The organism is Mycobacterium bulgaricum (assembly GCF_041287165.2).
GTDB lineage: Bacteria > Actinomycetota > Actinomycetes > Mycobacteriales > Mycobacteriaceae > Mycobacterium > Mycobacterium bulgaricum.
The window spans coordinates 16459-27849 of record NZ_JBGGKV020000024.1 but is presented as its reverse complement, the minus strand read 5'-3'; the positions used below and the strand labels follow the sequence as shown (position 1 = coordinate 27849).

General features: G+C 66.3%; 10 protein-coding genes. 7 read left to right on the top strand and 3 right to left on the bottom strand.

Annotated features, from left to right (window positions below):
- Window positions 1-675 precede the first annotated feature (675 nt).
- Together ACAG24_RS29035 and surE are read left to right on the top strand one after the other, a co-directional pair.
- Complete coding sequence (locus tag ACAG24_RS29035; protein ID WP_370472666.1) at window positions 676-1698, top strand: 1-phosphofructokinase family hexose kinase; 1023 nt, start codon at window positions 676-678, stop codon at window positions 1696-1698.
- A 32-nt stretch (window positions 1699-1730) separates the two neighbouring features.
- Window positions 1731-2522 carry a 5'/3'-nucleotidase SurE gene (surE, locus tag ACAG24_RS29030; RefSeq protein ID WP_370472667.1) on the top strand — a complete coding sequence of 264 codons (792 nt, stop codon included), beginning with the start codon at window positions 1731-1733 and terminating at the stop codon, window positions 2520-2522.
- A gap of 13 nt (window positions 2523-2535) precedes the next feature.
- Here surE and ACAG24_RS29025 read toward each other — a convergent pair whose 3' ends face one another.
- Together ACAG24_RS29025 and ACAG24_RS29020 are read right to left on the bottom strand one after the other, a co-directional pair.
- Window positions 2536-3741 carry an FAD-dependent oxidoreductase gene (locus ACAG24_RS29025; RefSeq protein ID WP_370472668.1) on the bottom strand — a complete coding sequence of 402 codons (1206 nt, stop codon included), beginning with the start codon at window positions 3739-3741 and terminating at the stop codon, window positions 2536-2538.
- A 23-nt stretch (window positions 3742-3764) separates the two neighbouring features.
- Entirely contained in the window at window positions 3765-5354 is a 1590-nt protein-coding gene (locus ACAG24_RS29020; RefSeq protein WP_370472669.1) for a threonine/serine exporter family protein, read from the bottom strand.
- Between the two features lie 184 nt (window positions 5355-5538).
- Here ACAG24_RS29020 and ACAG24_RS29015 point away from each other — a divergent pair, with 184 nt between their 5' ends.
- Together ACAG24_RS29015 and ACAG24_RS29010 are read left to right on the top strand one after the other, a co-directional pair.
- Complete coding sequence (locus ACAG24_RS29015; RefSeq protein ID WP_370472670.1) at window positions 5539-5751, top strand: hypothetical protein; 213 nt, start codon at window positions 5539-5541, stop codon at window positions 5749-5751.
- Between the two features lie 180 nt (window positions 5752-5931).
- Window positions 5932-6120, top strand: coding sequence for a hypothetical protein (locus tag ACAG24_RS29010; RefSeq protein WP_370472671.1), 189 nt, complete (start codon window positions 5932-5934; stop codon window positions 6118-6120).
- Here ACAG24_RS29010 and ACAG24_RS29005 read toward each other — a convergent pair.
- Window positions 6102-6959, bottom strand: a complete 858-nt coding sequence (locus ACAG24_RS29005; RefSeq protein ID WP_370472672.1) for an ATP-grasp fold amidoligase family protein — start codon at window positions 6957-6959, stop codon at window positions 6102-6104. The two genes, ACAG24_RS29010 and ACAG24_RS29005, sit on opposite strands and share 19 nt — an antisense overlap.
- A gap of 177 nt (window positions 6960-7136) precedes the next feature.
- Here ACAG24_RS29005 and ACAG24_RS29000 point away from each other — a divergent pair, with 177 nt between their 5' ends.
- From ACAG24_RS29000 to ACAG24_RS28990, 3 genes are all read left to right on the top strand, one after another.
- Window positions 7137-7868 carry a ZIP family metal transporter gene (locus ACAG24_RS29000; RefSeq protein ID WP_370472673.1) on the top strand — a complete coding sequence of 244 codons (732 nt, stop codon included), beginning with the start codon at window positions 7137-7139 and terminating at the stop codon, window positions 7866-7868.
- Between the two features lie 211 nt (window positions 7869-8079).
- Window positions 8080-9426, top strand: a complete 1347-nt coding sequence (locus ACAG24_RS28995; protein ID WP_370472674.1) for an NAD-dependent succinate-semialdehyde dehydrogenase — start codon at window positions 8080-8082, stop codon at window positions 9424-9426.
- A 215-nt stretch (window positions 9427-9641) separates the two neighbouring features.
- Window positions 9642-11387, top strand: a complete 1746-nt coding sequence (locus tag ACAG24_RS28990) for an NAD(P)/FAD-dependent oxidoreductase (protein ID WP_370472675.1) — start codon at window positions 9642-9644, stop codon at window positions 11385-11387.
- Window positions 11388-11391: the final 4 nt, after the last annotated feature.

The window sequence follows — 11391 nt, the reverse complement described above, 5'->3', positions numbered from 1 at the left end:
CGAACAATGCCGCGATGGACGCCACCATCGCGATCAGCACCCGAGTGATTGCCTTCATGATCTCCCTAGCTATGTCTTCCCGTAACCCCGGGCGGGGTTCCGAGTGCCCGTGCCTGGCCCTACTGCTACACCACACACTTCGCAAGGCCTTCATGTGAGAAGAATTAAAATCCCACAGTCCGTTCTTACGACTCGCTCATCGTTGACACGAGGAACATAACGGGGTGGCCCCCGCCCGGCAACGCGTAACCGAGAGGTGTCGCCTCGGATGCGCGCGTCGCGCCGCGCTGAACGCCGCCCCGACGTTCCAGGGCGCCTCCGCTCGACGCTGACGCACAGTCTGGTTTCGCGCCCTTGGTGTTGCCCACATCACTCTGTTCGTCCGTGAATCCGAACTCGTTACCGGAGCGTTGACGCGAGGCTGCGAGGAAACTCCTGGTCATAGAGATGGTACGGAGCCCTCCTCGGAGCCGCCGATCAAGGGCAGATCGACCCACCGAAACGCCAGAAGTCCCACGCCGGGATTCTGGCGGACGCGACCAAAAGATTCCCGGACCGATCGAGTGTGAACAACGTCACACCAGTCGGTGTGACCCCAGGCATCTACCCGAGGGTGCGGTTTACCCGCCGCGTCCGGCTCTGATCCGAGTGAGTGGAAGTGGGTACAGGTGGGCCATGACGAAGAAGTCGCCCCCGCCGAAAGCTGCCGACAGCGGCGACGAGCAGTCCGCTTCCCCGGAGCGCGGGAACGCGGTCGTCATCTTCGCGCCGCTACCGGTCTTGACCGTCACCATCGAGAATCTTTCCGGCGAGGCCGACATTCATGTGCATGCCGGTGGGCAGGGTGTCTGGCAGTCGCGCATGGTGTCCTCGCTGGGTGTGCCGGTGGTGCTGTGCTGCGCCCTCGGTGGCGAGACGGGCGATGTCATCGGTCCCATGCTGTCGGGGCCGAACATCACGGTGCAGACGGTTCCCGTCACGTCGCGCAACGGGTCCTACGTCCATGACCGGCGGTCCGGCGGTCGCGACGTCATTGCCGAGACCGCCGGCCATCCGCTTGATCGTCACGAGGTCGATTCGCTCTACGAGCTCACGCTGACCGAGGGCCTCGCACACGGCCGGGTGCTGCTTTCCGGGCCGCAGGAGGATCGGGTGTTGTCGGCCGACCTCTATCGACGACTGTCCGCTGATCTGGGCGCCAACGGATGCCAGGTGGCAGCTGATCTCTCGGGTGAGCGGCTCGAAGCGACGCTGGCGGGTAAGCCGAGCCTGGTCAAGGTCAGCCACGAAGAGCTTCTCGACGATGGACGGGCGAAATCCGACGACGCCGCGGATCTGGTCGATGGGATGCGCTCGATGCGCAAGGAGGGCGCGGGCACGATCATCGTGTCCCGGTCCGGCTCCGCTCCTGCCCTCGCGCTGCTCGACGACAGAGATCCCGACGGTAGCGGGACCCGGGGCGGCGACGTTGTGGAGATCGCGATGCCGAGCCTGGAGCCGGCCGATCCCGCCGGCGCCGGTGACTCGATGACAGCCGGCATCGTCGCCGCGCTGGCCAGTGGCGAGTCACTCCGCCGGGCGCTCCAGGTGGGTGCGGCCTGCGGTGCCCTCAACGTCGTGCGGCACGGACTGGGCACCGGGGGAGCGCGAGCAGTGCAGACGCTTGCCGAGCGGGTCGAACTGCGGCCGTGGAAATGACGTCAGGTGGCGCCGGCAGGGATGGCGAACGCATGCTTCGGGCACTCGTCACCAACGACGACGGCATCGATTCCCCCGGTCTGCACGCGTTGGCTGTGGCGGCGAGGTCTGCGGGGCTGGACGTCATCGTTGCCGCCCCGGCCGAGCAGGCCAGCGGTGCGAGCGCCGCGTTGAGCGCAGTCCGCAAGGACGGCCGCACGGTGGTCGAGCGCCGCGAGCTGCCGGGCCTGGACGGTGTGGAGGCGTGGGCGGTGTACGCGCAGCCCGGCCACATCGTTGCTGCGGCACTCAATGGTTGGTTCGAGCCGCGGCCTGATCTGGTGTTGTCGGGAATCAACCACGGCGGCAACGTGGGTCGGGCTGTCTTGCATTCAGGGACGGTGGGCGCGGTGCTCACCGCGAAGATCAACGACACCAGGGGGTTGGCCGTATCGCTCGACGTCGCGCTGCACCCGACCGGCGAGCGGTACTGGGACAGTGCGGCCCACCTGGTGGGTCCCGTGCTCGAATTGCTCCTGGAGGCTCCCGAGGGAACGGCTCTGTCGCTCAACGTTCCCGACCGTCCGGCAGCCGAGCTCCGCCCCCTGCGCCACGCCGCTCTGGCTCGTGGTGGAGAGGTGCAGATGCGCGTCGACGAAGTCCGTGACGGTGATCTGCACCTGGGCGAAGTCGAAGTGTCCGAGGAGCCGGAGGAAGGCACTGACAGCGCGCTGCTGGTGGCCGGCCACCCGACGCTGACGGCACTGCACTCTGTCACCGCCGACGATGGCGACCTCGTTCAGAAGTGGTTGGCTTCCAACGCCCATACCGGATCGGGACGATGAGATCGGCCGGTATTCACAGGCGGCCCTTGAGGATGAAGTTCCAATAGGCCTGAGGCAATGCGTAGCGGTCGAAGGCCCAGGCGCTGCGCCGCGGCGTGAAGGGGTCGATGACGGACGGTAAGGAGGATGCGGGCCGGCCGCTGCGATCGAACTCTCCGGCGATCAGCTTGTGGGCATCCGTGGCGATCGGAGCGACGGTGTACCCGTCATACCGTGCGAACGCGTTGCTGCCGTGGCGCGCAGTGATCACATTGTCGACCAGCATCGCGATCTGACGACGCAGTGCGCCGCCCGAGGGATCCGTGTCGACGCCCGCAGCATCACCGGCCGCCCACACGTCCGCGACCTCACGGTGACGGAAAGTCTCGGGATCGACGTCGACGAGACCGTCCGACGTCGTTCTCGCCAAACGTGACTCGGCTACCCAGCGGGGCCCGCGGAACGGAGGGACCAGATGGAGCAAGTCATAGCTCTCGCGCCGCGCTGCAGCCCCGCCTTCGGCCACGCTGATCTCACGGTGCTCGGGGTGCAACCCGGTGACTCGGGTGCCGAGCAACGTCTGCACGCCGAGCTCCTCCAAACGCGCACGCAGCCGGGCATCGATCCCGGCGACGCCGATGAGGTGGGGCCGGTCGACGACAAGGGTGATGCGGACGTCGCGGCGTGTACGCGTCCAATGTGCGGCGGCGAGAAACAGCGGCTTGATCGTGGTACCGGTGCAACTGACCGGCGCTCGCGGCACGGTGAACACCGCGTGGCCGCGGCTCGGCATGGACTGCACCAGACGCCAGGTCTTCTCGGCGCGATCCAGGTAGTTGCTGGTGACCTCGGCGGCATCCATGGCCGCCGACACACCCGGCAGTGCCTCCTCGTCCACGACCAGCCCGGGTGTCAGGATCAGGTCGCGATAGCGGTGAGCGGCACCCGAGGCGCAGACCACGAGGTGCCTGTCAGCATCGACAGCGACGACGGTGTCTCGCAGCCATGTGCAGCCTCGCGGAATCACGGAGCGCTGCAAGCGTTCCGCCGACACCTGATCAGCCTGCCCCGCGCCGACATACGACAGCAGGGGGCGATAGGTGTGCACCGTCTGCGGCTCGATCACCGCGACATTGGTGATACCGCGGCGCAGCAGGCGCGCGGCGGCACTGATGCCGCCGTTGCCGCCGCCGACGATCAGGACGTCGAACCCGGTGTCGCTGTCCTGGACGGGGGTCATGGCTCGGCACTACCCCCTGACGGCTACGGGTAATCCTGGCCCGCGCCTCGCGGGTCGGTCGCGTCGTGCCCGACCGCGTCGTCGCTGAGGCTGTCGACGTCGTCGTCCACCATCGGCTCCAAAGCGACACTTTCCGAGGCAGGCTCGGAGGTGGCGGCTTCGGGCTCGGCCGGCCTCAGATGCACTACGCGTCCGACGGCGCGCCGCAGCCCCGGTGGCCCATCGGCGCGGACGAATTCCCCGACTCGCCCGGCGCGGAAACGCAGGGGTGAGCCGAGGAATTCGCCGAGAACCACGCCGCTGCCGAGTGCGAGCGCGATCGCGGTCGCCGACAGCAGTTGCGCCAGACCATCGGCGAAGTTCTCGTCGACGGCCAGAAAGAAAACGGCGCGGAACACCGCCAGCCCGGGCAGCATCGGCATGATGGCCGCGGTGGCGGTGATCAGCGCAGGGGCCTGCCGGCGGATGGAGATCAGCGTGGCGAGGAACCCGACGAGAACCGCCGCGATACCGGTCGCCACCACCTGGCCGACTCCGGCGCGACCGAGTCCGATCAGCACGAGTTCAGCGGCCGCTGCGGCGATTCCGCCGATGACGGCGGGCCGCAGCGGTGAGTAACTCGCGATGGTCAGGCACAGACCGGCCAGGCCGGCGCCCACGACAGCCAGGGCGATGGGCAGCGGCTGATGGGGGATGATGACGCTCACCGTCGCGTCGACGTGCAGATCGATGTTGACTCCGGCGAGCGCAGCGACCTCGAGTCCCGCGACGATACCGACGACGATGCCCGCGGTGAGGAAGAGCGCCTCGCCGAGTCTGGCCATCGCCGTCATGGTGTAACCCGTCACCGCATCCTGCATCGCGCCGACGAAGGTCAGACCCGTCAGCAGCATCACGATGCCGGTGGCCACGAGCGCGGTGGGGTTGAGGCCGGCGAACCAGTACGCCGCGACCGCCACCAGCGTGACGATGGCCGCGCCCGCGACGTTCTGGAAGAAGAAGGGGGTGCCGATCCGGTTGAGTAAGCGACCGATTCGGTCGATGACCGCGGCGCTGACTGCGGCCAGCACGCACGTCAGCCAGGTACCGCCCAGCAGCATGGCGATGCCCAAACCGAAGCCCGCCCACCCGGCGGTGGCCAGCCAGCGCGGGTATACGTGTGGCCGTTCCGTCAACTCGTCCATGGCGTGGTGCGCCTCGTCGACGGTGACGCCTCCCGACGTGATGCGCTTGACGAGACGGTCGAGATCGGCGAGACGGGTGTAGTCGGTGGACCTCATGCGCACCGTTCGGACGATGGTGACGGGCGGACTGTCCGCGGTCGGTAGGGCGGAAACGAAGACCGTGGTGGAGAAGACGTCGACGACGCAGTCGGTGAGCCGGTAGGCCTGCGCGACGTCCTTGGCGGTGGCAACGGCGTCTGCAGTGCCGGACCCGGAGAAGAGCATGACCTCTGCGAGCCTGACCGTCAGGTCGAGTACCGCGCGGGTGTGCCGCTCATCGAGGTCCTGCCCACTGCGCCGGCGCTGTCCGGCAGCGGGTGCCGGGTCGCGCTGCCCGGGCAAGGTGCTTTGCAGATATCGCGCCAGGCGACCGGAACGTCCTCGAACCACTCGACACAAGATACCGACGCAGACCTGCCCCTCGCAGCCGTCGACCGCGAAGGTAACGACACCCGGCTCGCGACTCTGATCGGTGTCGCCGACACCCCTGTGGCGGTGGGCGCCAACGGCGCGCTCTATCTCAAACGAAGATCGTGCCCTGGCCGTACGCGGATCGGACGGCACCGCCCATTTGGTGTCGTCGAGCTTCGGTTTCTCGACGCTGCGCAGCACAACCCCGAGCGGCTGGACACGCTCGACTCTGCTTCCCTATGGGTCAGACCCGAGTGCGCCCATCCTCGGCCATGACGACGCTGTCTATGTCACAGCCGGAGTGCGAGGTGCGTTCGGCAGCAAGACAACACGCGTCTACACCGTCGACGGCACCGTCTACGCGCCGATCGAGTAGTGATGCGGGGCAGGAACATTCGTGGGGGAGGCGCGCAGTCCGCCGAAAATCCCGGATCTGTCAACTACACCGTGGGCGACGTCGAGTACGTGGCGGTATTGGGCCCGGACGCCACTGTCGTGCCCACAATCGCTCTCCAGCAGGGGGACAGCGGGGGAACTGTGTTCTTCGGGCCGGACGGTGTCGGCTACCTGTTGGTGGGAACACCTGCCACCAACCGGGGCCGGGGTGTATGCGCTGACATCGACCGGCGCGCAGAAGGACGCCGATCTGGAGTACTCGCCACTGGGCATTGCCGACCTGCCGACCTTCGGTGCTGATGGGACCGGATATGTGGCTATCACCAACATTCAGAGCGAGGAACGGTAGCGCCGGGGCACCGTCCACGGGCGGCCGAATTCCTCGTCGAAGTACTCGGGATCGAATGGGCTGTCGCCGCCGGCCGGGAAACTGGTCAATTCACCGAAGACGACGCGTCCGCCGAGCTCGTAGAGATCCACTCGCACGAAATCGGTGTCAGCGCCCAGACGTTCGGCCACCGCGACCATCTCGCCCAGGAGGGCGGGTTTGGCGGGCACGCGTTCGGCGCGTGGCATTCCGCCACTCAGAGGCAGGTGTTGCCAGTCGGATCGGAAGAAGTCCTGTGTTCGCCGCCCGAAGCGTCCACCGTCGACTTGCACGAAATGGCAGGTGCCGTGGAAGACGAAGAACTTGTAGTCATCGGGGATGCCACCGCCGGCGTCTGACAGGAGTTCCTCGACGATGACCCGTCGGGGCATTTGCCCATACACCCATTCCCGGTTCGGTCCCTGCCCGTACAACTGCGACAACCAGTGCCGTGCGATCTCGACGACCTCGTCGCGGGAGGCGAATTCGGGGCGAACGTGTCGATACACCCAACTGTGCTGTGCCCGGGGCAGGCGCGCATCGATCGGCGCTCGATCGGATATTACGATCGCTGCGCCGCTACCGTGTGTCGGCTTGGCCACGTAGGCGTCGGGCAGGCACACATCGTGGAGTTCGTCGGGGTCGTCGACGACGGCGTACACGCGCGGAAGATATTCCGCCCCAATGGCTTCGGTGACATAGTCGCGGACGGCCACTTTGTCGGCGAAGGTGACGACCAGCGCGCGGTGATCACGCAACATCTTGTACCGCACCTTGTCGCGGAACGTCCGCGGGTGTCGGGTGCGCCAAAGGCGCGCCACACGCACGAGCCTGCTCCGCTCGCGCCAGCGCACCCGCCGACGGCCGTCGCGACGCCTCGTTTCCCCCGTGCGAGTCACCCGAACAGGTTATGGTGACCGGCTCACCGGGAGTTTGGCGGGCAGGTTCGCCGTCAATGCTGTCGGCGAGTGCATGTGGCTCATCAGGGAGGGACGCCCATGTTGACCGCCGTGCTGTTCGGGATCGCCGCCTCGAGCGCGTTGGTGATCGGCTCGGCCATCGGTGCGCGATGGGACATGCCCGTCAAAGTGACCGGTGTGCTGCTCGCGTTCGCCAGCGGCGCATTGATCTCCGCGCTGGCCTTCGAGCTGTTCGAGGAGGCGTTCCACCTCGCCGGGGCGGTCCATTCCGGACTCGGTCTGCTCGCTGGTGCCGCGACGTTCGTGATCGCCGACAGCCTGCTGGACAAGTACGTCAGCGGGCACTCGGGACCCGAACAGCGTGAGGTCGTCGCCGAGGGTGCGCGACGTGGCGTCGGGCTCGCCCTGCTCGCGGCCGTCACTCTCGACGGCGTACCGGAGAATCTGGCCCTCGGTGTATCCCTTGTCGGCGGGGCATCGTTGTCGTTGCTGGTCGCGATCTTCTTCTCCAACCTGCCGGAATCGCTGGTGGGGGCGATGTCGATGCGCAAATCCGGGATGAGTCCGCGCGCTGTGGTCGGGGTGTGGATCGCGTGTTCGGTGCTGCTGGCCGCCGCGGTCGTCGTAGGGCGGTTGACGGCCAGCGGACTCACCGATCCCGTGTTGGCGGTGGCTCTCGCTTTCGCCGGCGGCGCCGTTCTGGCTTCACTGGCCGACACCCTGATGCCTGAGGCATTCGAGCACGGGCGGCCGCTCAACTCGTTCGCCACGGCGGGCGGGTTCTTCCTGTCGTTCATCCTGGCCGCATGACGGTCGCTCGCCCCGGCACATTTCCCGTCGCTTCGCTCGCCCCGGCACTCTTCCCGTCGCTTCGCTCGCCCCGGCACATTTCCCGTCGCTTCGCTCGCCCCGGCCGCACCTACGAAATCCGTGGCAGATGACGAACAGGCGGCGCCGAGCTGAGGACGCTGGAACACTGGGTGACGAACGTCAGAAGCGCACACGATGGGAGCACGGCACAATGACTCAGTACGCGGTGGTCGATCCAGCTACAGGTGAGGTCGTCAAGGAATATCCGACCGCGACCGACGAGCAGATCGAGTCAGCGCTGTCGAGTGCGCACAAGACTTTCAAGGAGTGGGCCGCATCGACCACCGTCGCGGAGCGGGCCGAGCTGATCCGCAAGGTGGCGAACCTGCACAACGAGCGCAAGACCGAGCTGGCCAAGATCATTCAGCGCGAGATGGGCAAACCGCTGGATCAGTCCGAGGGCGAGGTCGAGTTCAGCGCGGCCATCTACGAGTTCTATGCCGACAATGCCGAGAAGTTCCTCGCCGACGAGCCGATCGAACTGCTCGACGGTGAGGGTAGCGCCGTGATCCGTCGCGGACCGATCGGCGTGCTGCTGGGCATCATGCCGTGGAACTATCCGTACTACCAGGTGGCCCGCTTCGCCGGCCCGAACCTGGTGCTCGGCAACACAATTGTGCTCAAGCATGCGCCGCAGTGTCCGGAGTCCGCCGCCGCTCTGCAACAGATATTCGCCGACGCCGGGTATCCGGAAGGCGCCTACGTCAACGTGTACGCCACCAACGAGCAGATCGCGGAGGCCATTGCCGATCCGCGCGTGCAGGGGGTGTCGCTGACGGGATCAGAGCGGGCCGGCGCCGCGGTTGCCGAAATCGCCGGGCGCAACCTCAAGAAGGTGGTACTGGAACTGGGCGGCTCCGATCCGTTCATCCTGCTGTCCTCCGACGACCTCGACGCCACGGTCGAGGCGGCCGTCGACGGCCGCTTCGAGAACACCGGGCAGGCCTGCAACGCGGCCAAACGCATCATCGTGGCCGAGAACATCTACGACGAGTTCCTCGACAAGTTCACCAAAAGCGTCCTGGCGAAGGCCGACGGCCTGGCACCGCTGTCCTCGGTGGCCGCCGCCGAAAGGCTCGACGATCAGGTGAAGCGCGCCGTCGACGAGGGCGCGACGCTGGTGTCCGAAGGTTCCCGCAGCGGGGCCTACTTCCCGCCCGGGGTGTTGACGAACCTGTCGCCGGATTCGCCCGCGGCCAAGGAGGAGCTCTTCGGGCCGGTAGCCACCGTCTACAAGGTGGCCGACGAGAACGAGGCCGTCGAACTGGCCAACGACACCCCGTTCGGCCTGGGTTCCTACGTGTTCACCACCGACCCCGATCAGGCCAAACGTGTCGCCGACAAGATCGACGCCGGCATGGTGTTCGTCAACGCGGTCGGTGCCGAGGGAGCCGAGTTGCCCTTTGGCGGGGTCAAGCGTTCGGGCTTCGGACGCGAGCTCGGGCGGTTCGGCATCGATGAGTTCGTCAACAAGAAGCTCATCCGTATCGCCGGCTGACCGTCGAGCAGCACATAACTGACGCAGGCGTGCATGTCAGGATTCGGTAATCATTCCTGCCATGACCGGGGCTCCTCTGTGTGATTCTCTGGGGGAGTCCTTCGATGCGGCCGGTTCTGCGCTGCCCGCATAACGGTTGCGCTGCCGTGTACATCGTCGAAGCCGGCACGACCCGAGAGAGGTAGACAGTGGACGTCCGAGCGCAGGTGTCGCAGATGAGCCCAGAGGCACGCGCAGCCCTCGCCCAGCGGATCAAGTCGCGCCTCATCCAGCCCGACAGATCGTCGGTCGACCACGACGTGAGCATCATCGGAGGCGGTACCGCCGCCCTCACGCTCGCACTGGAGATCCGCGCGGCCCGGCCGGCGACACGGATCGTCGTTGTCGAACCCAACGCGCACCCGATCTCGGAGGTCACCCACACCGTGGGAGAGTCGACCGTCGAAGTCTCGGCGCACTATCTGCGGGATCGCATCGGTCTGGGGGACCACCTGAGCACGGCGCAGATCCGCAAGATGGGCCTGCGAATGTTCTTCTCCAACAACGGGAATACCGATATTTCGCAGCGGATGGAGCTGGGCGGCTCCTCGTTTGTGCCGCAGGTGACCTATCAGATCGACCGCGGCAGGCTCGAAAACGAACTCTATGAGCGTTGCCGTTCAGCGGGGATCGACCTGCTCTGTGGGCGAGTTCGCGACGTCGCACTGGGCGCCGACGGATCGGCGCACACCATCTCCTACCAGAGCGGCGACACGCTGTCCGAGACGACGGCACGGTGGGTGGTCGACGCTTCGGGACGCAATAGGCTGCTACCCCGGCAGCTCGATTTGAAGAAACCCAACGAACATCACTGCAACGCCGCCTGGCTGCGTGTGGCGACGGAGATCGACGTCAATCGTTGGAGTGACGACGCAGGCTTCCACAGTCGCCTCGTCGAGGGCGACCGGGCGATGTCGACGAATCATCTTATGGGCGAGGGGTATTGGGTCTGGTTGATCCGCCTGGCTTCGGGTGCCACCAGCGTCGGTATCGTGGCGGACCCGATGTTTCATGCCTTCGACGGCTTCAACACGCTGGAGAAGGCCATGGTGTGGCTCCGCGAGCACGAGCCGCAGTGTGCGGATGTTCTTGAGCAGCACCGAGACGCGATCAAGGACTTCCGCGTGATGAAGAAGTACAGCCACGGGGTGACGAAGATGTACGACGGCTCCGCGCGGTGGTGTCTCACCGGCGACGCCGGAGTCTTCCTGGACCCGCTGTACTCATCGGGACTGGACCTCGTCGCCATCGGCAATGGCCTCATCACCGACATGGTCATCCGGGAACTCGACGGTGAGGACGTCGTCGCAAGGTCCCAGATCAGTGACACGCTCTTCCGCTCGCTCACCGACATGTGGTTGGCCATCTACCAGGATCAGTACCTGCTGATGGGTGTGCCCTCCGTGATGACCGCCAAAGTGGTCTGGGATGTTGCGTTCTACTGGGGATTCATCGGCCTCCTCTACCGGAACGACAGGTTCGTCCGCATCGCCGATGACCCCGACTTCGTGCCGTACCTGCAGGGCCTGATCGATGTGAGCAACCGCGTACAGCGCTTCTTCCGTGAGTGGGCATCTGTCGAGACAGGAACGGCCACAAGGCCGTTCGTCGACCTCTACGCGCCCCTGAACTTCATGGTCACGTTGCATACCGCGATGATCGACACGAGCCCGGATTTCTTCGAGCTGTTCGAGGCCAACGCCCGGCTCCTACGACAACTCGCGGGGCAGCTCGTCGAAACCATCGTCGCCGAGAAATCGGCCATGTTCGGCGACGATGACGTCATGCGTCAAGTGCAAGCGTGGCAACGAGATCCGCTGCTGCGCGACCTCCGTTCGGCCTACCGCAGTGCGCAGACGGACAATCCGCTCAGCGACGGCTGGATTGTCTCCACCGCTGACGCGTCCCTGCAGCCGTCCTGACGGT